Raw genomic sequence first — 23,463 nt, 5'->3', positions numbered from 1 at the left:
TCCGTTCGAAAGGAGTGCGCAATGACTGTGCTGGCCGCGGTGATCGCCCTGGTCGGTTCGCTGTTCTTCGCGCTCGGAGCCGCCCTGCAGCAGTTCGAGGCGGTCGGCACCGCCAAGCCTGGGCTGCTCGTCCTGCTGCGGAGACCGCGCTGGCTGATCGGCGGCGTGTCCATCCTCGTCGGTGGTGGCCTGCACATCGTCGCACTCGGGCTCGGCCCGCTGACCGTCGTCCAGCCCATGGGCGTGGCCAGCCTGCTGTTCGCGCTGCCCCTCGCCGCCACGCTGCACCATCGCAAGCCCGAGCGCAAGGAGCTGGCGGCGGCGGGCGTGGTCGCGGCCGGGCTGGTCGGGCTGGTGCTGCTGGTGCCGGAGTCCGACGGCCCCACCCACCTCGACCCCGACGGCGTGCTGACGCTGCTCGGCGTGGCCGGTGTCGCGGCGGTCCTGCTGTGGGCCGCCTCGAAGGTCGCCTCGCCCGCCGGCCGCGCGGCCCTGCTCGCCACCAGCTCAGGCGTCCTGTACGGCGCCACCGCGACGCTCATGCGCGTCCTGGTGGACGGCGCCTGGAACTGGCTGTACCTGCTGGCGCTGCCGGTCCCCGCCCTGCTGGCGCTCATGATGCTGCAGCGTGCCTACGCCGTCGGGCACTTCGGCGTCTCCTTCGCCGCCCTGCAGATCGCCGACCCGCTGACCGCGGTCGCGTTCGGCGCGCTGCTGCTCGGCGAGCCGCTGCCGACCGGAGCGCTGCCCGTCGTGGCGGCACTGCTGACCGCCGCGGGCACCGTGGCCCTGGCCAGAACGAGCCCGCTGGAAACCCGCTGATGTCCCTGCCCGAGACCCTGCCCGAAACCCTGCCCGAAACCCTGCCCCCGCTGTCCCCCCGCAACCGGTGAAAACGGAGTCGTCTCACATGGCCATGCCTCTGCACAGCGTCCCCCGCGTCCCCGACCTCGGCCCCGCCCCCGAGCGGCCGCGCCGCGTGCTGATCTCGACCGACACCTACCCGCCCGACGTCAACGGCGCCGCCTACTTCACCCACCGCCTGGCCACCGGCCTGGCCGCACGGGGCAACGAGGTGCACGTGGTCTGCCAGTCGGAGACCGGGCCAGCCGGCGCCGACGTCGAGGACGGCGTGATCGTGCACCGATTGCGCTCGGCGCCGCTGCTGGTCCACCCGACCATGCGGGTGACCGTGCCGACCAGGCTCGACCGGCTGGTCGCCGACATCAAGCCCGACGTGCTGCACACCCAGGGCCACTTCGTGGTCGGCAGGGCCGCCATCGCCGCCGCCCGCCGCGCCGGGGTGCCGATCGTCGCCACCAACCACTTCATGCCCGACAACCTGTTCCAGTTCGCCCACATCCCCGCGCGGCTGCGCGAGCACGCGGGCCGGCTCGCCTGGCGCGACTTCAGCCGGATCTTCAAGCGGGCCGACCACATCACCACGCCCACCCCGCTGGCCGCCAGCCTCCTCGCCGACCAGGGTTTCCGCAGGGAGGTCGAGCCGGTCTCCTGCGGCATCGACCTGACCAGGTTCCACCCGCGTGCCGAGCCCAAGTCGTGGGCCCGCAGGTCCTTCGACCTGCCCGACCGGCCCACCGTGCTGTTCGTCGGCCGCCTCGACGAGGAGAAGCACCTCGACGAGCTGGTACGCGCCCTGCCGCTGGTGCTCAACGACACCGACGCCCAGCTCGCGTTCGTCGGCAAGGGCAACCAGCGAGAGGTGCTCGAACGCCTGGCCAAGCGCATCGGCGTGCAGGACAGGGTCTTCTTTCTCGGGTTCGTGCCCGACGAGGCGATGCCGCAGGCGTTCGCCGCCGCCGACGTGTTCGGCATGCCGGGCATCGCCGAGTTGCAGAGCATCGCGACGCTGGAGGCCATGGCCTCGGGGCTGCCCGTCGTCGCCGCCGACGCGATGGCGCTGCCGCACCTGGTCGACTCCAACGGCTACCTCTACGAGCCCGGCGACATCGTCGCGCTGGCCAGGCACCTGACCACGATCCTGGTGGACGACGAGCTGCGCGCCAAGCTGGGCCGGGCCAGCAGGGAGCTGGCGCTCACGCACGACGACCAGGCGTCGCTCGCCAGGTTCGAGCGCATCTACGACGAGGTCGGCCGATGACGCTGAAGCAGACCTTCTGGAGCACCGTGCTGCTCACCGTGGCATCGGCGGGCGCGCTGGCCTACGCTCAGGTGGCGCTGCCCTCGCAGGTGCTGCTCAGCGACTACGCGCTGGTCTCCGGCGGGCTGCTGCCCGTACTGGTCGGGATGCTGGCACTCGCGGGAGCGTGCCTGAGTCTCGCGTACGGGCTGGCCGCCTCCGACCCGGCGCGTACCGCGGCGACCCGGGTCCTGCTGCTGGCCGGCGCGGCCGGGCTGATGATGAGCGCGATCTTCCCGACCGACCCGGGCACCTCCCAGGTGGGCTCGCTGTCCGGCGAGATCCACCGCTGGTCGGCGGCCGTCGTCTTCACCTCGCTGCCGGTCGCGGGCTGGACCCTGGCCAGGGGCCGGGGCGGCGCGCCGCGCTGGAACGCCGTACGCGCGATGGCCACGGCCTCCGGGGTGTCGCTGGCGGTCTACCTGGCCGCGCACCCCGCCTCGTTCACCTCGCCGCTCATCGGAGGCGCGGCCTACTACGGGCTGCTGGAGCGGGCCGTGGTGCTGGCCGAGATGGGGCTGCTCGTCGCCATGGCGCTGGCCGTCGCGACCGGCCGGCCCGCCGTCAGGACCGCGCACGACCCCGCGAGCAGGGGCACGGGGCCGCTCACCGGCCCGCTGACCGAGCACCCCGAGCGGCCCGGCGAGCAGGAGCGGCTGGCCGCGTGACGGCCACACTTCGACCGGGGCCGAAGGAACGCCGCCCTAGCGTGGGTCCATGCTCATCACACGCCATGCCGACGCCGCGGCGGTGCTCGCCGACCCACGGTACGTGCCGCCGCCCGTCGCCCAGGACGCCCCCGAGGGGACACTGGCCTGGCTGCGCGCCCGGGTGTCGCGGTTCAGCACCGGCGCGACGCACGCCGAGCGCCGCCGCGACCTGGTCGCGCTGCTCGACGGCATCGACCCGGCCGGGCTGCGCGCCGATGCCCGTGACCTGACCCGGAGGCGCGGCGGCGCCTGGCGCGGGGTGCCCACGACGGTGCTCGGGGCCGCGCTCGGCATCGAGGACACCTCCCCCGTGGCCGACGCCGTGGCCGACGCCGTGGCCGACGCCGTGGCCGACGCCGTGGCCGACGCCGTGGCCGACGCCGTGGTTGACGCCGCGGCCGGCTACCTGTCGGGCCCGGGCGGCCCGGGCGACCCGGACGGCTCGATCGCCGACGCCGCCGTCGCGAAACTGCTCGCCACCGCCGGCATCCCGGCGATCACCCTGCTCCTCCAGGCCCACACCGCCACCGAGACCCTCATCGAGCACGCCCTGCGCCACCGCGCGCCCGGCCAGGACGTGGACGCGCTGCTGCACGAGACACTCAGGCACGATCCGCCGCTGACGGCGACCCGCCGGGTGGACACGCTGACCGGGGACGAGGTGACGATCGACCTGGTCGCCGCCAACCGCGACCCGTCCGTCTTCCCCGACCCCGACCGCTTCGACCCCCACCGCCGGCACTCCCCACACACCGAGGACTCGCCGGACAGCGGGGGCTCGCCGCACGGCGGGGACTCCCCACACCCCGAGGGCTCCCCCCACCCCGAGGACTCGCCGCACTCCGGGGGCGCCTCGCACCTCACCTTCGGCTACGGCGTGCGCCCCTGTCCTGGGCCCGCCCACGCGCTCGCGCTGGCCGCCGGTGTCCTGGAAGGGCTGGTCCCGTGAACTTTCCTGACCTGCACCGGCCCGGCGACCCCCTCCTGCTGCCCAACGCCTGGGACTACGGCTCCGCCGCGCTCCTGGCCGCCCACGGTTTCCCCGCGATCGGGACGACGAGCCTGGGCGTCTCCGCCGTTCACGGCAAGCCGGACGCGGCCGGCGCCACGAAGGCCGAGACGATCGAGCTAGCCGAGACGATCAGCGGACTCGGCGTCCTGGTGACCGTGGACATCGAGGGCGGCTTCAGCGACGATCCCTCCGAGGTGGCCGACCTGGTGTCCTGCCTCGCCGCGCTCGGCGTCGCGGGCGTCAACCTGGAGGACGGCAGGCCCGACGGCACCCTGCGCCCCATCGAGCTGCACCAGCGTGTCATCGAGGCCGCCAAGGGCCACGGGGTGTTCGTCAACGCCCGTACGGACACCTGCTGGCTGGGAACCGGCGACACCCTTGCGCGGGTCCGCGCGTACGGGCACGCCGACGGGATCTTCGTGCCAGGACTGAGCGACCCCGGCGCGATCGCCGAGGTGGTGGCGGCCACGCCACTGCCGGTCAACGTCCTCTACCAGCCGAGTGGTCCTTCCCTCGCCCGGCTGGCCGAGGCCGGCGTGGCCAGGGTGAGCACCGGGTCGCTGCTCTACCGGGCCGCGCTGGGGGCGGCCGTGGCGACCGCGCTCGGCGTACGGGGGGAGCCGGCGCCGCCGATCCCGACGTACCAGGAAATGGTGGCCCGGCTGCCGGGATAATCGGAGGCATGCGCTTCCAGATCCTCGGACCCACCGCCGTGTGGCGGGCGGGCGGCGAGCCGGTGGAGCTGGGCGGGCCCCGCGTACGCGCCCTGCTGACCCTGCTCGCCCTCGACGCGGGCCGCATCGTCACCGCCGGGCACCTGGTGGACGGCATGTACGGCGCCCGTCCTCCCGAAGGCGTGGCCAACGCGCTGCAGTCCCAGGTCTCCCGGCTGCGGCGGGCGCTGGGCCGCGACCGCGTCGAGTTCCACCCGGCCGGCTACCGGCTGGTCGCCGACCCCGAGGACGTCGACGCCCGCCGCTTCGAGCTGCTCATCCGCGACGGGCGGCAGGCGCTGGCCGGCGGCGACCCCGAGCGGGCCGCGGCGCTGCTGCGCGCCGGGCTCGACCTGTGGCACGGCGCACCGCTCGCCGACGCCCCGCACGCCGAGGCAGCCGCCGCCGCCCTGGAGGAGCTGCGCCTGACCGCCACCGAGGACCGCGTCCAGGCCGATCTCACGCTCGGACGGCACCGGGAGCTGGTGGCCGAGCTGACCCGCCTCACCGCCGCCCACCCGCTGCGTGAACGGCTGCGCGCCCAGCTCATGCGCGCCCTGTACGGCAGCGGCCGCCAGGCCGAGGCCCTGACCGTCTACGAGGAGGCCAGGAAACTCCTCGACGAGGAGCTGGGCATCGACCCCGGCCCCGACCTGACCGCCGCCCACCTGGCCGTCCTCCGCGCCGACCCCTCCCTCACACCCCCCGCCTCCTTGACCCCGAGCCCCCACACCACCCCCGCCTTCTCACGCAGCCACCCCCAAGCAGACCCGGCTCCTCCGACCAACCCCCGCACCGACCCCGCCGGGCCGGTGCGGGTGGGGTTGCGGAGTCAGCTGACCAGTTTCGTCGGCAGGGCTGAGGAGCTCGATCGGGTGGGGGCGAGCCTGCGGGACGGGCGGCTGGTCTCCCTCATCGGAGCCGGTGGAGCGGGGAAGACAAGGCTGGCGATGGAGGCGGCGGCCAGGGAGCCGGGCGAGGTGTGCTTCGTGCCGCTCGCGCCCGTCTCCGGCGGCGTGCCCCAGGCGGTGCTGGCGGCGCTGGACATCCGCGACGCCCTGCTGCACGGCCACGAGCGCTCCCGCATCGATCCCGTGGACAGGCTGGTGGCCGCCCTGGCCGACCGGGAGCTGCTGCTGATCCTGGACAACTGCGAGCACCTGGTGACGGAGACGGCCGAGCTGACCGACCACCTGCTGGCCGCCTGTCCCCGCCTGCGCGTGCTGGCGACCAGCCGCGAGGCGCTGGGCATCACGGGCGAGTCGGTCCTGCCGGTGACGCCGCTGCGGTTGCCGCCGCCCGAGGCGGACGACCCGCTCGGCTACCCGGCGGTCAGGCTGTTCGCCGACCGGGCGGCGGCGGTCCGTCCTGGGTTCGCGGTGGAGGAGGACAACCGGGCCCACGTCGTACGGATCTGCCACGCCCTCGACGGCCTGCCGCTGGCGATCGAGCTGGCCGCGGCCCGGCTGCGCACCCTCCCGGTGGCCGAGGTCGCGGCCCGCCTCGACGACCGGTTCCGGCTGCTGACCCGCGGCAGCCGTACGGCACTGCCCCGCCACCAGACGTTGCGCGCGGTGGTCGCCTGGAGCTGGGACCTGCTGACCGAGGACGAGCGGCGGATGGCCAGGCGGCTGAGCGTGTTCGCGGGCGGCGCGCGGCCGGAGGCGGCCGAGCGGGTGTGCGGGCTGCCGGAGGACGTGCTGTTCTCGCTGGCGGAGAAGTCGCTGGTCGAGTACGTGGACGGGCGTTTCAGGATGCTCGCCACCATCAGGGCGTTCTGCCTCGAACGGCTGGAGGAGTCGGGCGAGGCCGAGGAGATCCGCCATGCCCACGCCCGCCACTACCTGGACTTCATGCTCGCGACCGACCCGCTGCTGCGCACGTCCGAGCAGCTCGTCTGGCTCGCCAGGGTGGACGAGGAGAGCGACGACCTCGACGCGGCGGTGCGCTGGGCCACCGAGGCGGGGCATCTGGAGCTGGGGGTGCGGCTGCTGGCCCACAGCGCCTGCTACTGGTGGATGCGCGGCCACCGCACGGCCAGCGCCCACCTGGCCGACGGGCTGCTGTCCGCACTGGGCGAGCACCGCCTGCCCGGCATGGACGAGGAGTTCGCGATGTGCGTGCTCGTCGCGGCCTGGGCCGGTGGCGCGGACGAGAAGCTGCACACGCTCCTGGGCGAGGCGCGGGTGACGCTGTCGCTCGACTACCTGCCGGCGCGGGTGGAGTTCCTGATGATGCTGCTGCCGATGTACAGCGGCCCGCCGATGGACTCCGACCTGGCGTTCCGGCTGCTCGCGGAGCACAAGGAGGACCTGCCGCCCTGGCAGGAGGCGCTGGCGTTCACGGGGCAGGCGTTCATGCTGCAGCTCGGCGGCCGCATGGAGGAGGCGCTGGCCGATTTCGAGCGGAGCCTCGCGGCGTTCAGAGCGATCGGGGAGCGGTGGGGCATCGTGCTCGTGCTGGCGGGGCTGTGCGACCTGCGGCTGTCGCAGGCCGACCACCGGGGTGCGCTGGCGCTGGCCGACGAGGCGCTGGAGGTGGCGCGGGAGCTGCGGGCGTACACGGAGATCGGGGAGGCGCTGTGCCGGCGCGGCGACGCGCTCGCGCACCTGGGCGACCTCGAAGGCGCGCGGGCCGACTACCGGGAGGCGGCGGAGCTGGCGCGGATGAAGGGCTCGATGGAGATCAGGGCGTGGGCGCTGCTCGGCCTCGGCGAGGCGGCCACCGCCGGCGGTGACCTCGGCACGGCCCGCGACCTGCTGGTACGCGCCCGCGAGGCGTGCCCTCGCAGTTGGTACAGCACCGAGGACACCTTGGAACGCATCGAAACGGCCCTCACCCGCCTCGACGCGCTGGACGGTGAGTCGCCCCGCTGATCGGGTGGCGGTCAGTGTGCGGTAGGCGGGTGGTCAGGGCGTACGCCGAGAGTGGGCGGCATGACAAGCGTGAAGAATCCGTGGGCCTGCCTGGCCATCGCCTGCCTGGCCACGCTGCTGCTCTCCCTCGACCTGACGGTCCTGCACCTGGCCCTGCCCAGCCTGGCCGCCGACCTCGGCGCGGGCGCGACGCAGGTGCTGTGGATCGGCGACATCTACGGCTTCGCCCTGGCGGGCCTGCTGGTGACCATGGGCAACCTGGGCGACCGCGTCGGCCGTAAGCGGCTGCTGCTGATCGGCGCGGCCGCGTTCGGCGCCGCCTCCGTGGTGACCGCGTACGCTCCCACCCCCGAGCTGCTGATCGCGGCGCGGGGGCTGCTGGGCGTGGCGGGCGCGACCATCATGCCGTCCACACTGTCCATCATCAGGAACGTGTTCACCGAGCCGGGCGAGCGCACGGCCGCGATCGGCATCTGGAGCGGCATGAGCGCGGCGGGGTTCGCGATCGGCCCGGTGGTGGGCGGTCTGCTCCTGGACCACTTCTGGTGGGGCTCGGTGTTCCTGATCAATGTGCCGATCATGGCGGTGGTGCTGGTGGGCGGCTGGCTGGTGCTGCCCGAGTCGCGTAACCCGCACGCGGGCCGGCTGGACCTGCTGAGCGTGGGGCTGTCGTTCGCGGGCATCGTGGGCGCCGTCTACGCGCTCAAGGAGGCCGCGAACAAGGGCGTCGATCACGCGGACGTGCTGGTGGCGGGGGCGGGCGGGATCGTGCTGCTCGGGTGGTTCTGGTGGCGGCAGCGGCGGCTGGCCGAGCCGCTGATCGACGTACGGCTCTTCGCCCGCAGGGCGTTCAGCGCGTCGATCCTGACGAACCTGCTGGCGATCTTCGCGATGTCGGCGATGATGCTGATGTTCGCCTGGTACCTGCAGCTCGTGCTGGGCTGGTCGCCACTGATGGCGGGCCTGGCGCAGCTGCCCGGCGGGCTGAGCGGCGCGGTCGGCGGCGTGCTGGCCGCCCGGCTGATCCCGCTGCTGGGCAGGAACGGCGTGGTCGCGCTCGGCCTGGCGATGAACGCGGGCTCGTTCCTCTACTACACGACGCTCGGCACCGAGCTGAACTACCTCACGCTGCTCCCCGCGATGATCCTGGGCGGGGTCGGCGTCGGGTTCGCCTTCACCGTCAACAACGACAACGTGCTGGCGACGGCGCCACGGCAGCGTGCGGGGGCCGCGGCTGCGGTGTCGGAGACGGCGTTCGAGCTGGGCGGCGCGCTCGGCATCGCGGTGCTGGGCACGGTGCTGACCAGCGCCTACCGGAGCAACCTGGAGCTGCCCGCCGGCTTGACGGGCGGGGTGGCGGGCGGGGCGGCGCAGGAGTCGCTGGCGAGCGCGATCGCCGTGGCGCAGGGCCTGCCGGCGGGCCAGGCGGCCGACCTCGTACGCGCCGCGCAGACGGCCTTCCTCGACGGCGTGCACCTGGCTTCGTACGTCACGGCGGGTCTGCTGGCCCTGGTGGCGCTGCTGGCGCTGGTGGGCCTGCGCGGCGTGCCGAAGGTCATCCCGGAGGAGGTCCTGACGGCGGCGCACTCCTGACCGGCGGCGTCAGAGGATGGGCTTGGTGGGGCACGGCCGGACGGTCGTGGGCGACAGGCCGTCGAGCCGGCCCCCGACCATCCGGGCGACGCCTTCGATGGTCTGGATACCCGTCCCCTCCCCCGGCTGCCGGTCGGTCTGCACCGACAGCAGCAGGTCGCGCCCCGGCCCCGCCACCCGCCCGTAGCTGGTCACGGCCCACGTGTTCTGGATGAACGGCCGGGGCGTCCAGCCGTTCTTGAGCGCCACCCGGTCGCCTGGCCTGGCCGCCGCGCTGACGCCCCACGCCTGGTCCTGCTGCACCTGCTCCATCAGCTCCAGCACCGTGCGCCGGTCGGCCCTCGTCAGCCCGCGACCGCCCTTGACCAGCACCCGCATCAGCCGGACGCGGTCGGCGGGGCTGGTCTTGGTGCCGCCCCAGAACCTGCTGGGCCCCGGCGTGGTCTCCCGCAGGCCGAGCTCGCGGTAGAGGCCGCTCATGGAGCCGGCCACGCGCGACCACAGCGCGTCGGCGGCGCCGTTGTCGCTCTCCTTGATCATGCGTTCCGCCAGGTCGCGCTCGCCCTCGCCGAGCCCGGCGTCGCGCCGGTGCAACAGCGCGACGAGGATGTCCACCTTCGCGCCGCTGGCGGTGATCATGTCGTTCTGGTGCTCGCCCTGGCCCAGCCGGACGCCGGTGACCAGGTCGAGCGCGCTGTAGACGATGCGGCCAGGGCGGCCGGCCAGGTAGCGGGCGATGTCACGCTGCAGCCGGGCGCGCGCCAGGGCCGCGCCGCGCGGGTTGGGGAACGACAGCAGGCAGCGCGCCACCTTGACCGGCGACCGGATGACCCGCCCCACCGAAGCGGGCACCACGGGCGCGGGCTCGCTCCCGCATCCGGCCACGAGCACCAGGCTCAGCCCGGCCACCCATCTCGCACGCACGCCACCAACCCCCGCAAGCTCGACGGGGGTCGTACAGGAACATGCCCGGCACTCGTGGCTTATCCCTCACACCAGGGGTTTCCTGGCCATACCTTCAGCACGCCGTTGCCAGGAGCGGCGCTAGGAGTCGAAGCCCAGCCCCATCCGGTCGAGCGCGCGCAACCACAGGTTGCGTCTGCCCTGGTGCTGGTCGGCCTGCGCGATCGACCAGCGGGTGAACTGGATGACGCCCGAACGCACCGGCTCGGGCGGGAACGGGATCGGCTTCTCCTTGACCATGCGCAGCTCGGTCCGCTCGGTCGGCTCGCCGGACAGCAGGTCGAGCATGACGTTCGCGCCGAAGCGGGTGGCCCCGACGCCCATGCCGGTGTAGCCGGCAGCGTAGACCAGCCGGCCGCCGTGCGCCTGGCCGTAGAAGGCGCTGAAGCGGCTGCAGGTGTCGATCACGCCGCCCCACCGGTGGGTGAAGCGCACCTCGGCGAGCTGCGGGAACGTGTCGTAGAAGTGGCCCGCGAGCTTGACGAACGTCTCGTCGCGCTGCTCGTACTCGGGCTTGACCAGGCCGCCGTTGTAGTAGACGGCGTCGTAGCCGCCCCACAGGACGCGGTTGTCGTCGGTCAGCCGGTAGTAGTGGAACTGGTTGCCCGAATCGCCCACGCCCTGCCGGTTGCGCCAGCCCACCGAGGCGAGCCGGCCGGCGGTCAGCGGCTCGGTCATCAGCACGTAGTCGTACACCGGCACCACGAAGTGCTTGAGACGGCGCAGCAGCGGCGGGAACACGCCGGTGCCGAGCGCCACCTGGCGGGCGGCGACCGCGCCGTGCGGCGTGCGCAGGGTGATCGTCGTGCCGTCGTCGTCCATCGCGCGTACGGGCGTGCGCTCGTGGACCCGGACGCCGAGCCGCAGGCAGGCCTCGCGCAGCCCCCACGCCAGCCGCGCCGGGTCGAGCATGGCGCAGCCGCTGCGCTCCCACAGCCCGCCCAGGTAGGTGGGCGAGCAGACCTCGGCGCGGACCTGGTCCTGGTCGAGCGGCACGTAGTCGAGCCCGAGGTCGGAGATCAGGTCGAGGTGCTCGCCGAGCGCGTCGACCTGCCACGGCTCGGTGGCGACGTGCAGCTCGCCGGTGCGCTCGAACGAGCAGTCGATGCCGTAGCGCTTGAGCGTGACCTCGATCTCGTCGAGGTTGGCCACGCCGAGGCGTTCGAGCTTGTCGATCTCCTCCGGCCACCGCTCCAGGCCGTTGGCCAGGCCGTGGGTGAGCGTCGCCATGCAGAACCCGCCGTTGCGGCCGGTGGCCGCCCAGCCGATCCTGCGGCCTTCGAGCAGGACGACGTCGAGCGAGGGGTCGCGTTCCTTGGCCATCAGGGCCGTCCACAGGCCCGAGAAGCCGCCGCCGACGACGACCAGGTCGGCGGTGGTGTGTCCGAAGAGCCGCGCCTGCGGCTCGGGTCTGGCCGGGCTGTCCAGCCAGTACGGCTTGCGCTCCGCGTCAGCAAGCGCCTTCAGCGGATCCACACATCCCACTTCCCTACATGTTCTTCATGATGTGATCTCGGGATCGAGCTCAGGTGCGCCGCCGGGCCGCGACCGCGTTGGCGATCGCGATCAGCACCCCGATGCAGAAGATCAGCGTACCCATGACGTTGACCTGCGGCGGAATACCGGTTTTGACCGCGCCGACGATCCACAGCGGGAACGTGACGGTGGAGCCGTTGACGAAGCTGGTGACCACGTAGTCGTCGATCGACAGGGCGAACGACAGCATCGCGCCCGCCAGCACGCCCGGCATGATCGACGGCAGCGTGACCTGCCGGAACGTGCCCCAGCCGGTCGCGCCCAGGTCCCTGGCCGCCTCCTCCAGGGCCGGGTCGAGCGTGACGACGCGCGCCCGTACCGTCACCACCACGAACGACAGCGAGAACAGCACGTGCGAGACGATGATCGTGAGGGAGTCGCGCGGCACGTTGCCCGAGACGAACAGCGACAGCAGCGAGGCGCCCATCACCAGCTCGGGCGTGGAGATGGCGGCGAAGACGAGGAAGTTCGTCACGCCCTTGGCGCGGAAGCGGTGCCGGCCGAGCGCGAGGCCCAGCATGGTGCCGATGACGACCGTGATGACGGTGCTGACCACGGCGATCACCAGGGAGTTGCGCAGCGCCACGGTCAGGTCGGAGATGTCGAACAGCTCGGCGTACCAGCGCAGCGTGAAGCCCTGCCAGCTGGTGTTGGACTTGCTGCGCTTGTCGTTGAAGCCGAACAGGATCATCACGGCGATCGGCGACGACAGCCAGATGATGATCAGCCAGGTGTAGAGGTGCAGCAGCCGGTCGCCGGCCCTGGTGCTCCTCATCGCGCGGCCGCCTCGAGGACGTTCTCGGTGCCGAGCGCCCGCGCGTAGACGAAGATGCCGACCAGCAGCACGGCCATCAGCGTGAACGACAGCGCGGAGGCGGTCGGGTAGTCGAGGTTCGTCAGGTACTCGGTCTGGATGATGTTGCCGATCATCGTGTTGGACGTGCCGCCGAGGATGGCCGCGTTGATGGGGTCGGCCGTGGCGGGCACGAACGTCATCAGCACCCCGGCGAACACCCCGGGCAGCGACAGCGGCAGCACCACCCGGCGGAAGGCGGCGGCGCGGGTGGCGTACAGGTCCTGGGCGGCCTCGACGACGCGCGGGTCCACGCGTTCGAGCGCCACGTAGATCGGCAGGATCATGAACGGCAGGAAGTTGTACGTCAGCCCGCCGACCACCGCGAACGTGGTGGCCAGCACATGGAAGTCGCCGGGCAGCAGCCCCCAGTCCTTCAGCGTGCCGAACAGGATGCCGTTGTCCGACAGCAGGAAGTTCCACGAGATCGTGCGCAGCACGAACGAGACGAAGAACGGCAGCAGGAGCAGGAACAGGTAGACGGACTTGCGGTTGCCGGCCTTGAACGCGATCCAGTAGGCCACCGGGTAGCCGATGACCAGCATGGCGACGGTGGCCAGGGCGCCGTACCAGAGCGAGCGGCCGAGCTGGGTGCCGTAGCGGCCGAGCGCGTCAGCGTAGTTGGAGAAGCTGAACGTCATCGCGAAGCCGTCGATGGCGTTGCCGGTCTGCAGCGACACCGACGCCATCGCCACCATGGGGACGACCAGGAAGATCGCCAGCCACAGCCAGCTCGGCAGCGCCAGCAGGTAGGGGGTGAGCCGCCGCATGGTCAGGCCTGGGTGATCGACTGGAAGATCGGGTTGAACACCTGCTCCTGCTGGGTGGTGAGCGTGGTGTACGTGCGCAGCTTGGCGTAGTCGGACTCGGAGGGGAACATGAGCGGGCTGTCGATCATGTCCTCCAGGGCCTTCTTGTCCTCGCCCTCGGCCGTCTTCGCCTTCTCCCTCAGCAGGTCCTGCACGGCCGGGACCGGGGTGACGAACTGGATGTACTCGTCCAGCTCGGCGGCCACGGCCGGCTGGTAGAGGTAGTCCATCAGCATCAGCGCGTCCACGGGGTTGGCGGCGCCCTTGGGGATGAGCATGTTGTCGGTCCAGATCGTGCCGCCCTCGGCGGGCACGACGAACTTGACGGGCTCGCCAGCGAGCTGGCGCTGGAAGACGTCGCCCGACCAGGCCATGGTCACCCAGACGTCGCCCTTGGACACGGCGTCGATATACGACTGATCATAATATTTCCGCACAATTCCGGCATCGCGCTGGGCCTTGAGCTTCTCCCCCGCCTTGCGCCAGTCCGCCTCGGTCGACTTCTCCGGGTCGATGCCCAGCGCGATCATCCCGAAGTTGCCGATCTCCTGGGCGTCGTTCATCATGCCGACCCGCCCCTTGTACTTGGGGTCGAACAACGCCTCGATGCTGGTGATGTCCTCTTTGACGTACTCGGTGTTGTACGCGATGCCGGTCACCCCGGACGTGTACGGCACCGTGTACTTGTTGCCCGGATCGTAGGACCGCTCCTTGTACTTCTGCCCGGCGTTGGCCTGGAAGTTCGGCAGCTTGGAGTGGTCGAGCGGGATCGCGTAGCCCAGCTCGATCATGTGCTGGAGCTGGATGCCGTTGGTCATGACGACGATGTCGTAGCCCAGTGACTGCCCGGCGCGCAGCACCGGGTCGGCCTTGCCGAAGAAGTCGGCGTTCTCCTGGATGACCTCTTTGTACTCGTACGCGATGCCGGTGTCCTTCGAGAACCGCTCCAGCGGAGCCTTGTCCTCGGGCATGTACTCCGGCCAGTTCGCGAAGACGACCTTGCCGTGCTTGGTCTGCTTGGCCCAGAAATCGGCCACCGCGTCCGCCTTGGGCGGCGCCTGCTTCTGTCCCTGCACGCCGCAGGCGGCCAGAGCCAGCCCGGCCGCGGAGAAGCCGGCCAGCCTGAAGACGTCGCGGCGGGTGCGGGGTTGCGTCATTCCACGCATGAGGAGGGGGTTCATGGGGTGCTATCGACTTCCAATCACGTACGAGTGCTGCGCCTGCCAGGACAGCCACACGGAGTCGCCTCGCTCCGCCGTCGCCGTCGCGTCGTGGGCATTCTGCTGGAACACGGTGATCGTGGTCTCCCCGGCCCCCTCGGAGAGACGTACCGCGTAACTGTTGTAGGTGCCGAGGTAGATCACCTCGGCGACGGTGCCGCGGACGGCGCTGCGGTCGCGCGCGGGCTCGTCGGTGCCGATGGTGATCTTCTCCGGCCGTACGGTCACCGTCACCTCGCCGTCGTGCCCCGGCACCAGCACCCGGCCGTCGCCGACCTTCAGCTCGCCGTCCCTGGCGGTGCCGGCGAGCAGGTTGGAGGTGCCGATGAAGCCGGCCACGAACGGCGTCGCGGGCCGCTCGTAGATCTCGCGCGGACCGGCGAGCTGCTCGACCAGGCCGTCGTTCATGACGGCGATGCGGTCGCTCATGGTGAGCGCCTCGCTCTGGTCGTGGGTGACGTACACGAACGTGATGCCGACCTCGCGCTGGATGCGCTTGAGCTCGATCTGCATGGCCTGGCGCAGCTTGAGGTCGAGCGCGCCGAGCGGCTCGTCGAGCAGCAGCGCCCTGGGCCGGTTGACCAGCGCCCTGGCCAGCGCCACCCGCTGCTGCTGGCCGCCGGACAGCTCGCGCGGCATGCGCTTCTCGCGGCCGGTCAGATCGACGATCTCCAGCGTCTCGCCGACCCGCCGCCTGATCTCCTCCTGCGGCGTCCTGCGCTGCCTGAGCCCGAACGCCACGTTGTCCCAGACGCTCATGTGCGGGAAGAGCGCGTAGGACTGGAAGACCATGTTGACGTCGCGCTTGTTCGGCGGGACGTTCGTGACGTCCTGGCCGTGCAGCTTCACCAGGCCCTTGGTGGGCGCCTCGAAGCCCGCGATCATCCGCATGGTCGTGGTCTTGCCGCAACCGGACGGGCCGAGGAGGGAGAAGAACTCCCCCTCGGCGATGTCCAGCGTCACGCCTTTGACCGCCTGGACGACCTCGCCATGCGAGAGATACTCCTTGACGACGTCTGCAAGCTCAATCGCACTCAGCCCGGTCATTTCCAGGATTTTTCCTTGCTATTCGCCGATGTAGTGCATGACGTGCTTGACCCTGGTGTAGTCGTGCAGGCCGAACACCGACAGGTCCTTGCCGTACCCCGAGTGCTTGAAGCCGCCGTGCGGCATCTCCGACACGAACGGGATGTGCGTGTTGACCCACACCACGCCGAAGTCGAGCCGGTTCGACATGCGCATGGCGCGGCCGTGGTCGGAGGTCCACACCGAGCTGCTCAGCCCGTAGCGGACGTCGTTGGCCTTGGCCAGGGCGTCGGCCTCGTCGGTGAACGTCTGGACGGTGATCACGGGGCCGAAGACCTCGTTCTGCACCATCTCGTCGTCCTGCTTGAGCCCGTCCACGACGGTCGGGGCGAAGAAGTAGCCGCGCTCGCCCACGCGGTGACCGCCCGTGAGCACCTTGGCGTGCGCCGGGACCCGGTCGATGAAGCCCTGCACCCTGGCGAGCTGGCTCTCGTTGTTGAGCGGGCCGTAGAGCGCGTCCTCGACGCCGCGGTCGCCGGTGACCGTGGCGGCCGCGGCCTCGGTGAGCGCGGCCACGAACTCGTCGTGCACGCTCTCCTGCACGAGCACCCGGCAGGCCGCGGTGCAGTCCTGGCCCGCGTTGTAGAGGCCGGCCATCGCGATGTCGGCGGCGGCCTTGCCGAGGTCCTTGACGTCCTCGAACACCACGACCGGCGCCTTGCCGCCGAGCTCCAGGTGCACCCGCTTGAGGTCGTCGGCGGCGCTCTTGGCGACCGACATGCCCGCGCCGACCGAGCCGGTGATGGCCACCATCGCCGCGGTCGGGTGGCCGACGACCAGCGCGCCGGTCTCCCTGTCGCCGGTGACGACGTTGAAGACGCCGGGCGGCAGCACGGAGCCGAGGATCTCGGCCAGCTTGAGCGTGGAGACCGGGGTGGTGTCGGACGGCTTCAGGACGATCGTGTTGCCCGCCGCGAGCGCCGGGGCGATCTTCCAGACCGCCATCATCATCGGGTAGTTCCACGGCGTCACCTGGCCGACGACGCCGATCGGCTCGTGCCTGATGACGCTGGTGTGCTCGGCGAGGAACTCGCCGGCCGTCGGACCCTCGAGCGTGCGGGCGGCCCCGGCGAAGAACCGGAAGTGGTCGGCGGCGATCGGCGTCTCGTCCTCGGCCATGCGCGCCGGCGGCTTGCCGGTGTTGCGGCACTCGGCCTCGTTGATCTCGTCGGCCCGCGCCTCGATCGCGTCGGCGACCTTCAGCAGCAGCCCGGCCCGCTCGCCCGGGGTGGTACGGCCCCACGACTCGAAGGCGGCGGCCGCGGCGGCGTAAGCGGCGTCGACGTCCTCCTGCCCGGAGACGGGCGCCTGGACGTACGCCTCACCCGTGCAGGGGTCGATGATGTCGGAGAACCGGCCGCTCTTGGCGTCCACGAACTCACCGTTGATGAAGTTCTGCAGACGGGTTGTCATTCGCCCTCCTGGACAGGTGGCTGAGATGCCGCGACTCTGACAGAGCAGATGCAGCTGGACAAGGGATTTCGTGGTGAAGATATCAAATTGCTACGAATTCGCTTGACAGACCGCCAGGAACTGACACCATGTCGCACCAGGACGGCAACCCAGCGGGAACGCCCCCGTAACGCCGACCCGCTAGGAGGAATCCTCTCGATGACGACGCCGCCGCGCGTACGCCGAAACAACGGCAAATCCGGGCCGGTTGTGCTCGACGACCTGTCCAAGCAGATCATCGAGCAGCTCCAGGCCGACGGGCGCAAGCCGTACGCGGCGATCGGCAAGGCGGTCGGGTTGTCAGAGGCGGCCGTCAGGCAGCGCGTCCAGCGGTTGCAGGACGCCGGGGTCATGCAGATCGTCGCGGTCACCGACCCGCTCACGCTCGGCTTCCCCCGCCAGGCCATGATCGGCGTCAACTGCGAGGGCGACCTTGAGTCGGTCGCCGACGAGCTGGCGGCCATCGACGAGATCGACTACGTGGTGCTCACGGCGGGCTCCTTCGACGTGATCGTGGAGGTGGTCTGCGAGGGCGACGGCCACCTGCTGGAGATCCTCAGCAAGATCCGGGCCATCCCGTCCGTCCGCGCGACCGAGTCGTTCGTCTACCTCAAGCTGCGCAAGCAGACGTACTCCTGGGGCACCCGCTAGCCCGCCCTGGCCCCGACTTTGGCCACGGCCCGCACGGGTGCGCCGTCCGCTCCCGGCAGCCGCAGCGGCAGCAGGAACACCTCGATCGGGCCCGCCTGCGCGAGCAGCCGGTCGAGCCCCGTCAGGTTCTCGGCGATGACCGCGTGCGCGCCCAGCAGCGTCCGATGCGCGGGGAAGTCGGCGGCGGGTGTCGGGTCCACGCTGAACGCGTCGATGCCCACCGTCCGCACCCCGCGCTCGACCAGTAGCTCCGCCGCCTCCTCCGTCAGGTAGGGGTGCTCGGTGTAACGCTCGCTCCCCCACCACCGCGACCAGCCGGTGGCGACCAGCACGATCACGCCGGCCTCGACGTCCCGGAACGCCTCAGGCCCGATCGGCGCCCGCGGCGGCAGCCCGCGCGCGTCCACCACGACCGCCGGCCCGCAGAAGCGCTCCAGCGGCAACTCGTCCAGCGCCGGCAGCGCGTCGTCGATGTGCCGGGGCGCGTCCACGTGGGTGCCGGAGTGGGAGCCGAGATGCAGGCCCAGGACGTTGACGCCGTCGCGGGCCACGGTGAGCGCCGGGCCGGTCGAGACCTCGGGATCGCCAGGGTAGACGGGCATCCCGGTCTCGACCGGCACCGACAGATCGACGATCGCCATCAGGCCACCGGCTCGGTGGCCGCGGTGATGGGCAGCACCGGCGTGTCCGCCGCCCTGACCAGGCGCGGCCCCTGCGGGCCGTAGACCTCGCGGGGCTCGGGGAAGGCGGTCAGCAGCGCCAGGTAGAGCAGCGCCGCCACCGCCAGGCCCAGCGGCAGCGAGACGTCCACGCCGCCCGCCAGGTCGCCGAGCGGGCCGACGAACTGGCCGGGCAGGTTCACGAACGCCAGCGCCACCCCCGCCGAGACCAGCCAGGCGCTCATGCCGCGCCAGTTCCAGCCGTGCGTGAACCAGTAGCGGCCGCCGTGCTGGCGCCGGTTGAACACCTGCAGCGCCTCCGCGTCGTACCAGCCGCGCCGCGTCACGTAACCGATCATCATGATCACCATCCAGGGTGCGGTACACGTGATGATCAGTGTGGCGAACGTGGAGATGCTCTGCGTGAGGTTCGCCGCGAACCTGCCGACGAAGATGAACAGGATCGACAGCGTGCCGATGAACACCGTCGCCCGCACCCTGGAGAAGCGCGGGAAGACGCTGGAGAAGTCGAGGCCGGTGCCGTAGAGGGAGGTCGTGCCGGTGGACATGCCGCCGATGAGGGCGATGAGGCAGACCGGGACGAAATACCAGCCGGGCGAGATCGCCAGCAGGCCGCCCACGTAGTTCGGGGCCGCCGGGTCCACGTACTCGGCCGCCTTGGTCGCGATGATCGACGCCGTGGTGAGGCCGAACAGGAAGGGCAGGATCGTGGCGACCTGCGACAGGAACGCCGCCGCCATCACCCTGCGGCGGGGGGTGCTCGCCGGGATGTAGCGCGACCAGTCGCCCAGGAACGCGCCGAACGAGACCGGGTTCGACAGCACGATCAGTGCAGCGCCGATGAACGACGGCCAGAACAGCGGGTCACCCGGCCTGATCGCGCCGGCGTACGACGGGTCGAAGTCGCCGGCGAAGGCGAACACGCCCAGCACGAACAGCGCCGACGCCGCCACCACCGCGATCTTGTTGACGAACAGCATGAAGCGGAAGCCGTACACGCAGACCACCAGCACCAGGACGGCGAAGACGGCGTACGCCACCGCGTACGACGGGTCGGTGTCCGGCAGCCCCATCAGCCGGTGCGCGCCGCCCACCAGCGCGTCGCCCGACGACCACACCGAGATGGAGAAGAACGCGATCGCCGTCAGCAGCGACAGGAACGAGCCGACCACCCGGCCGTGCACGCCGAGATGCGCCGATGAGGAGACGGCGTTGTTGGTGCCGTTCAGCGGGCCGAACAGCGACAGCGGCGCCAGGATCAGCGCGCCCACGACCAGCCCCAGCACGGTCGCGGCCAGCCCCTGCCAGAACGACAGCCCGAACAGGATGGGGAAGGCGCCGAGCACGCAGGTGGCGAACGTGTTCGCGCCGCCGAAGGCCACCCTGAACAGGTCGAGGGGGCGGGCGGTGCGGTCGGCGTCGGGGATGCGCTCGACGCCGTAGGTCTCGATCTCGGTGATGGAGCCGCTCATCCCGTCTCCTCCTCGGTCAGCGCCATCAGGCTGACCAGGTCGTACGCCACGTGGGACGCGGCGATCGAGGTGATCTCCGCGTGGTCGTAGGCCGGGGCGACCTCCACGACGTCGGCCCCGATGAGGGTGCGGCCCGCGAGACCGCGCAGGATCTCCAGCAGCTCGCGGCTGGTCAGCCCGCCCGCCTCCGGGGTGCCGGTGCCGGGGGCATGGGCCGGGTCGAGCACGTCGATGTCCACCGAGACGTACAGCGGACGGTCGCCGATGCGCTGGCGCAGCAGGTCGATCACCTCGTCCAGGCCGCGCCGCAGCACGTCGGCCGCGGTCACGATGCCGAACCCGAGCCGCCGGTCGTCCTCCAGGTCCTTCTTGCCGTAGAGGGAGCCGCGGATGCCGACGTGGCTGAGCGCCTCGGTGTCGAGCAGGCCCTCCTCGACCGCCCGCCGGAACGGGGTGCCGTGGGTGTACTCGGCGCCGAAGTAGGTGTCCCAGGTGTCGAGGTGGGCGTCGAAGTGCACCAGCGCCACCGGGCCGTGCCTGCGCGCCGCCGCACGCAGCAGCGGCAGGGCGATCGTGTGGTCGCCGCCGATCGTGACCAGCCGGGCGTCCATGCCGCCTGCCGCGTCCTCGATCGTCTCGATGGCGGCGCCGATGTCGAACGGGTTCACCGCGATGTCGCCGGCGTCGGCGACCTGCGCCCGCGCGAACGGGGAGACGTCCAGGCCCGGATGGTACGGCCGCAGCAGCCGCGAGGCCTCCCTGACCGCCGCGGGGCCGAACCTGGCCCCCGGCCGGTAGGAGACGCCGGTGTCGAAGGGCACGCCGACCACCGCCACGTCGGCCCGCTCGACCTGGTCGAGCCGGGGCAGCCGGGCGAAGGTGGCGAACCCCGCGAAGCGCGGGACCTTGGAGGAGTCGACGGGTCCTGTGTTCATGTCCGCCAGTGTTCGTCATGGCTCTGACCTGCGGCAATTGTAGGTGCCACGAAGTACTACGGTGTGTGTTGTGGCTGACCACAAGCTCACCGTCGAAGACCTCCTGCGCTCCCCCGCCCTGCAGCTCCGCCTGCTCGCCGGGGAGGCGGGGCTGTCCCGCTCCGTGTCGTGGGCGCACGTCAGCGAGCTCGACGACCCCACGCCGTGGCTGCTCGGGGCCGAGGTCATCATGACCACCGGCATCGGCCTGCCGCGCGCCGCCGCCCGGCAGCGCGCCTACCTGCGGCGGCTCGACGACGCCGGCGTCTCCGCGCTCGCCCTGTCGGCCCAGCTCCACGTGCCGCCGCTGCACCCGGCCTTCTTCGAGGCGGCCGAGGAGCGCGGGATGCCGGTGCTGGAGGTGCCGCTGGCGGTGCCGTTCATCGCGGTCGCCCAGGAGGTGGCCGCGGCCTTGCAGGAGGACGCCAGCCACCGGCTCGGCGCCCAGCTCCAGGTCTTCGGCGCGCTGCGCTGGCTCGCCGCCGAAGACCTCGACACCGCCACCCTCTTCACACGCCTGGAACGCCTGTCCGGCTACGAGGTCTACCTGTCCACCCGCAGCGGCCGCCCTCTGCTGCCCGGCGTCCCGGTGCCACCCCTGGACGTGCTGCCCGCCGAACCCGACGCGCCGCCCACGATTCCGGGCGGCTTCGTCCTGCCCGTCTCCGCCCCTGGCGGCCCCGCCGGCCACCTGGTGGCCCTGGAACGCGAGGGAGCCCGCCCGGCCGGGCTCGCCGTGGTCCAGCACATCGCCACCGTCGCCGCGCTGCAGGTGGCGATGGCCCGCCACGAACGAGAGACCCTGCGCAGGGAGGGCGCGGAAACCCTGGCCGAGCTGCTCCAGGACCTCCTCGACCCGCCCGCCGCCCGTCGCCGCCTCGCCCGCCTCGGCCTCCCCATGGACACCGACACGGTCCTGCTGGTGGCCCGCGACCTCCCAGAGGGCTTCACGGGCGGGGTGCGAGGCGGAGCGGACGAGGCGCTACGCCGCGCGCTCGACGACCTCCCGCATCTGATGCTGCGCCGAGGCGACGACCACTACGTCCTGGGCCCGCCCGCCATCGCCCCGGCGGTGGCCGCCGTACCGGGAGTGGCCGCCGGCCTCAGCCGCCCCTTCCCACCAGGCACATCCCTGAGAGTCGCCCAACGGGAAGCCGTCTGGGCCGCCACCAACGCCGCCGAATCCGGCAAGCCGTTGGTCCACTACGGCGACGACACCACGGGCCGCTGGCTCCCCGACGACCCCGCCACCCTGTCGGCCCTGGTCGATCACGTGCTGGGGCCGGTGCTCGCCTACGACGAGGCCCACTCGTCACGGCTGCTGACGTCGGTGCGGGTGTGGATGGAACGCAACCGGCATGTGGAGGCCGCCGCGTCCGCCCTCCACATCCACCCCAACACCTTGTCCTACCGCCTGCGCCGCTTCGCCGACCTGACCGGCCGCGACCTGACCTCGACCAGCGCCTTCGCAGAGGTCTGGCTGGCCATCCGCGCCGCCCGCCAGCTGGGCCTCCTCGGCCCCTGACCTCACCCGAAGACGTCGTCGACCGACTCGGCGGTGATCGCTCTCCTGAAGCACCCGCGCAGGACGTCGAGGTCATGGCACGAAGTGATGCGCCGCCGCACCTCGTCGGACACCATGAGACCCCGAAACTCGAGCACCTCGAGAACCGCCTCGGCCCTACCCTGAATTTTGCCCTCGGCGAGTCCTTGGATTTTGCCCTCGGCGAGGAGGCCCTCCACGTACTTGCCCTGGTACGGATACGTCATCGTGCTCATGCCTTGCTACTCAACGTCGCGACGCGGCTTCCGAGGTCACCCGAAGATGTCCTCAGCCGACTCGACGATGAGAGCCCTGCTGAAGCACTCGCGCAGGACGTCGAGGTCCTGGCACGAAGTGATGCGCCGCCGCACCTCGTCGGACACCGCGAGGCCCCGAAGTTCGAGCGCATCGAGAACCGCCTCGGCCTTACCTTGGAGCTTGCCCTCGGCGAGTCCGCGGGTCTTGCCTTCGGCGATGAGGCCCTCCACGTACTCGCCCTGGTACGGATACGTCATCGTGCTCATGCCTCGGTTCCACTCTTCCTGTGCGTCACCCAGCAGTGACAGATTGACATAACGAGCGTACCGCCACGCCTGCTCCGTATCGATGTGATCCAGCGCCTGTTGCAGGACGGCGAAGATCGTGGCGAACTTCGGGTGTTCGCTCTGCGTGATGGCGGAGATGATCGCCAGGCCGATGTTCTCCGTGGCCTGGGCGAGGTCGGTGATGACCGGGGTGTTGCCGGCGTGGATGATGAGGGCCTTGAGGATCAGCCCCGGGTGGCCGGTGTGGATCTCGCGAGCGGCCCAGCGGGCCGCCTTCCTGGTCGGGCAGATGACGACCAGGCAGGCCGGGCACCGCTCACGCGCCCGGAAGTTGGCGATGTACTCCAGCCACGCATAGAGCTTGTCATCGTCCTGGTCGCGCTGCGTCTCGACGATGACGCCGAATTTCTCCTCTCCCGTGCCGTAAAGGATGGCGTTGTCAGCCCGGCAGACGCCGGGGTCAGCTTCCGAGAGGTCGGGCGAGGCGAGTCGCGCCGCGCCCTCCTTCGGGACGGGAAGGTCGAACAGCGCCCTCAGCATCTCGCGGGTGTATTCGAGATTGAGGGTCGCGATCTTGTTCAGACCTTCATGTTGGGCCGTGACCATGGCCGAAA

Annotated in this window: 21 protein-coding genes; 9 read left to right on the top strand and 12 right to left on the bottom strand. The window is 71.5% G+C overall.

The window, feature by feature from the left end; all coding sequences use genetic code 11:
- Positions 1-21: 21 nt before the first annotated feature.
- From ABZW11_RS27640 to ABZW11_RS27610, 7 genes are all read left to right on the top strand, one after another.
- Positions 22-822, top strand: a complete 801-nt coding sequence (locus ABZW11_RS27640) for a DMT family transporter (RefSeq protein WP_355422790.1) — start codon at positions 22-24, stop codon at positions 820-822.
- Positions 823-916: 94 nt separating this feature from the next.
- On the top strand, positions 917-2,122 hold the full coding sequence (locus ABZW11_RS27635) for a glycosyltransferase (protein WP_355422858.1): 1,206 nt from the start codon (positions 917-919) through the stop codon (positions 2,120-2,122).
- Positions 2,119-2,829: a DUF998 domain-containing protein gene (locus tag ABZW11_RS27630; protein ID WP_355422787.1), complete on the top strand. Its 711-nt coding sequence runs from the start codon at positions 2,119-2,121 to the stop codon at positions 2,827-2,829. The genes ABZW11_RS27635 and ABZW11_RS27630 overlap by 4 nt, the downstream gene beginning before the upstream one ends.
- A gap of 49 nt (positions 2,830-2,878) precedes the next feature.
- Positions 2,879-3,820 (top strand): cytochrome P450, encoded by a 942-nt coding sequence (locus tag ABZW11_RS27625; RefSeq protein ID WP_355422785.1) that lies wholly within the window; start codon positions 2,879-2,881, stop codon positions 3,818-3,820.
- Positions 3,817-4,557: an isocitrate lyase/phosphoenolpyruvate mutase family protein gene (locus ABZW11_RS27620; RefSeq protein ID WP_355422782.1), complete on the top strand. Its 741-nt coding sequence runs from the start codon at positions 3,817-3,819 to the stop codon at positions 4,555-4,557. The genes ABZW11_RS27625 and ABZW11_RS27620 overlap by 4 nt, the downstream gene beginning before the upstream one ends.
- A gap of 8 nt (positions 4,558-4,565) precedes the next feature.
- A complete protein-coding gene (locus ABZW11_RS27615) occupies positions 4,566-7,472 on the top strand; it encodes a BTAD domain-containing putative transcriptional regulator (RefSeq protein WP_355422779.1) in 2,907 nt (968 codons plus the stop codon).
- Between the two features lie 60 nt (positions 7,473-7,532).
- Positions 7,533-9,065: an MFS transporter gene (locus ABZW11_RS27610; protein WP_355422776.1), complete on the top strand. Its 1,533-nt coding sequence runs from the start codon at positions 7,533-7,535 to the stop codon at positions 9,063-9,065.
- A 9-nt stretch (positions 9,066-9,074) separates the two neighbouring features.
- Here ABZW11_RS27610 and ABZW11_RS27605 read toward each other — a convergent pair whose 3' ends face one another.
- The 7 genes from ABZW11_RS27605 to ABZW11_RS27575 form a co-directional block, all read right to left on the bottom strand.
- Positions 9,075-9,989, bottom strand: a complete 915-nt coding sequence (locus tag ABZW11_RS27605; protein WP_355422773.1) for a serine hydrolase — start codon at positions 9,987-9,989, stop codon at positions 9,075-9,077.
- A 120-nt stretch (positions 9,990-10,109) separates the two neighbouring features.
- Positions 10,110-11,504 (bottom strand): FAD-dependent oxidoreductase, encoded by a 1,395-nt coding sequence (locus tag ABZW11_RS27600; RefSeq protein ID WP_355422770.1) that lies wholly within the window; start codon positions 11,502-11,504, stop codon positions 10,110-10,112.
- A gap of 49 nt (positions 11,505-11,553) precedes the next feature.
- Positions 11,554-12,339: an ABC transporter permease gene (locus ABZW11_RS27595; RefSeq protein WP_355422767.1), complete on the bottom strand. Its 786-nt coding sequence runs from the start codon at positions 12,337-12,339 to the stop codon at positions 11,554-11,556.
- Positions 12,336-13,187 carry an ABC transporter permease gene (locus ABZW11_RS27590; RefSeq protein ID WP_355422764.1) on the bottom strand — a complete coding sequence of 284 codons (852 nt, stop codon included), beginning with the start codon at positions 13,185-13,187 and terminating at the stop codon, positions 12,336-12,338. The genes ABZW11_RS27595 and ABZW11_RS27590 overlap by 4 nt, the downstream gene beginning before the upstream one ends.
- A 2-nt stretch (positions 13,188-13,189) precedes the next feature.
- A complete protein-coding gene (locus tag ABZW11_RS27585) occupies positions 13,190-14,383 on the bottom strand; it encodes a spermidine/putrescine ABC transporter substrate-binding protein (protein WP_355422761.1) in 1,194 nt (397 codons plus the stop codon).
- Between the two features lie 30 nt (positions 14,384-14,413).
- Complete coding sequence (locus ABZW11_RS27580; protein ID WP_355422758.1) at positions 14,414-15,493, bottom strand: ABC transporter ATP-binding protein; 1,080 nt, start codon at positions 15,491-15,493, stop codon at positions 14,414-14,416.
- Positions 15,494-15,511: 18 nt separating this feature from the next.
- On the bottom strand, positions 15,512-16,945 hold the full coding sequence (locus tag ABZW11_RS27575) for a gamma-aminobutyraldehyde dehydrogenase (RefSeq protein ID WP_355422755.1): 1,434 nt from the start codon (positions 16,943-16,945) through the stop codon (positions 15,512-15,514).
- Positions 16,946-17,143: 198 nt separating this feature from the next.
- Here ABZW11_RS27575 and ABZW11_RS27570 point away from each other — a divergent pair, with 198 nt between their 5' ends.
- Positions 17,144-17,635 (top strand): Lrp/AsnC family transcriptional regulator, encoded by a 492-nt coding sequence (locus ABZW11_RS27570; RefSeq protein WP_355422752.1) that lies wholly within the window; start codon positions 17,144-17,146, stop codon positions 17,633-17,635.
- Here ABZW11_RS27570 and ABZW11_RS27565 read toward each other — a convergent pair.
- Genes ABZW11_RS27565 through speB form a run of 3 tightly spaced genes read right to left on the bottom strand, consistent with a single transcriptional unit; the run spans position 17,632 to position 20,722 of the window.
- Positions 17,632-18,276, bottom strand: coding sequence for a cyclase family protein (locus tag ABZW11_RS27565; protein WP_355422749.1), 645 nt, complete (start codon positions 18,274-18,276; stop codon positions 17,632-17,634). The genes ABZW11_RS27570 and ABZW11_RS27565 overlap by 4 nt on opposite strands.
- The gene (locus tag ABZW11_RS27560) at positions 18,276-19,787 is read right to left on the bottom strand and encodes a cytosine permease (protein ID WP_355422746.1); all 1,512 of its coding nucleotides are present in this window, start codon (positions 19,785-19,787) and stop codon (positions 18,276-18,278) included. Before ABZW11_RS27560 ends, ABZW11_RS27565 begins: the two co-directional genes overlap by 1 nt.
- Positions 19,784-20,722 (bottom strand): agmatinase, encoded by a 939-nt coding sequence (gene speB / locus ABZW11_RS27555; protein WP_355422743.1) that lies wholly within the window; start codon positions 20,720-20,722, stop codon positions 19,784-19,786. The genes ABZW11_RS27560 and speB overlap by 4 nt, the downstream gene beginning before the upstream one ends.
- A 70-nt stretch (positions 20,723-20,792) precedes the next feature.
- Between speB and ABZW11_RS27550 the strand changes: the two genes are divergently transcribed.
- Complete coding sequence (locus ABZW11_RS27550; RefSeq protein WP_355422741.1) at positions 20,793-22,286, top strand: PucR family transcriptional regulator ligand-binding domain-containing protein; 1,494 nt, start codon at positions 20,793-20,795, stop codon at positions 22,284-22,286.
- Between the two features lie 2 nt (positions 22,287-22,288).
- Here the strand turns inward: ABZW11_RS27550 and ABZW11_RS27545 are convergent, their stop codons facing one another.
- Positions 22,289-22,540, bottom strand: coding sequence for a hypothetical protein (locus ABZW11_RS27545; protein WP_355422738.1), 252 nt, complete (start codon positions 22,538-22,540; stop codon positions 22,289-22,291).
- A gap of 36 nt (positions 22,541-22,576) precedes the next feature.
- The gene (locus tag ABZW11_RS27540; protein WP_355422736.1) at positions 22,577-23,455 is read right to left on the bottom strand and encodes a hypothetical protein; all 879 of its coding nucleotides are present in this window, start codon (positions 23,453-23,455) and stop codon (positions 22,577-22,579) included.
- Positions 23,456-23,463 lie beyond the last annotated feature (8 nt).

The sequence above is a fragment of the Nonomuraea sp. NPDC004580 genome (assembly GCF_040609855.1).
Taxonomy (GTDB): Bacteria; Actinomycetota; Actinomycetes; order Streptosporangiales; family Streptosporangiaceae; genus Nonomuraea; species Nonomuraea salmonea.
Note: the sequence above shows the minus strand (reverse complement) of the source record. Positions and strands in the feature narration are given on the sequence as shown.

Excerpts from the sequence above, each read along its gene's own strand:
- ABZW11_RS27540 (WP_355422736.1), bottom strand. The coding sequence starts at position 23,455 with ATGGTCACGGCCCAACATGAAGGTCTGAACAAGATCGCGACCCTCAAT.
- ABZW11_RS27545 (WP_355422738.1), bottom strand. The coding sequence starts at position 22,540 with ATGAGCACGATGACGTATCCGTACCAGGGCAAGTACGTGGAGGGCCTC.
- ABZW11_RS27630 (WP_355422787.1), top strand. The coding sequence starts at position 2,119 with ATGACGCTGAAGCAGACCTTCTGGAGCACCGTGCTGCTCACCGTGGCA.
- ABZW11_RS27585 (WP_355422761.1), bottom strand. The coding sequence starts at position 14,383 with ATGACGCAACCCCGCACCCGCCGCGACGTCTTCAGGCTGGCCGGCTTC.
- ABZW11_RS27575 (WP_355422755.1), bottom strand. The coding sequence starts at position 16,945 with ATGACAACCCGTCTGCAGAACTTCATCAACGGTGAGTTCGTGGACGCC.
- ABZW11_RS27615 (WP_355422779.1), top strand. The coding sequence starts at position 4,566 with ATGCGCTTCCAGATCCTCGGACCCACCGCCGTGTGGCGGGCGGGCGGC.
- ABZW11_RS27570 (WP_355422752.1), top strand. The coding sequence starts at position 17,144 with ATGACGACGCCGCCGCGCGTACGCCGAAACAACGGCAAATCCGGGCCG.
- ABZW11_RS27580 (WP_355422758.1), bottom strand. The coding sequence starts at position 15,493 with ATGACCGGGCTGAGTGCGATTGAGCTTGCAGACGTCGTCAAGGAGTAT.
- ABZW11_RS27595 (WP_355422767.1), bottom strand. The coding sequence starts at position 12,339 with ATGAGGAGCACCAGGGCCGGCGACCGGCTGCTGCACCTCTACACCTGG.
- ABZW11_RS27610 (WP_355422776.1), top strand. The coding sequence starts at position 7,533 with ATGACAAGCGTGAAGAATCCGTGGGCCTGCCTGGCCATCGCCTGCCTG.
- ABZW11_RS27590 (WP_355422764.1), bottom strand. The coding sequence starts at position 13,187 with ATGCGGCGGCTCACCCCCTACCTGCTGGCGCTGCCGAGCTGGCTGTGG.
- ABZW11_RS27625 (WP_355422785.1), top strand. The coding sequence starts at position 2,879 with ATGCTCATCACACGCCATGCCGACGCCGCGGCGGTGCTCGCCGACCCA.
- speB (WP_355422743.1), bottom strand. The coding sequence starts at position 20,722 with ATGAACACAGGACCCGTCGACTCCTCCAAGGTCCCGCGCTTCGCGGGG.
- ABZW11_RS27565 (WP_355422749.1), bottom strand. The coding sequence starts at position 18,276 with ATGGCGATCGTCGATCTGTCGGTGCCGGTCGAGACCGGGATGCCCGTC.
- ABZW11_RS27640 (WP_355422790.1), top strand. The coding sequence starts at position 22 with ATGACTGTGCTGGCCGCGGTGATCGCCCTGGTCGGTTCGCTGTTCTTC.
- ABZW11_RS27560 (WP_355422746.1), bottom strand. The coding sequence starts at position 19,787 with ATGAGCGGCTCCATCACCGAGATCGAGACCTACGGCGTCGAGCGCATC.
- ABZW11_RS27635 (WP_355422858.1), top strand. The coding sequence starts at position 917 with ATGCCTCTGCACAGCGTCCCCCGCGTCCCCGACCTCGGCCCCGCCCCC.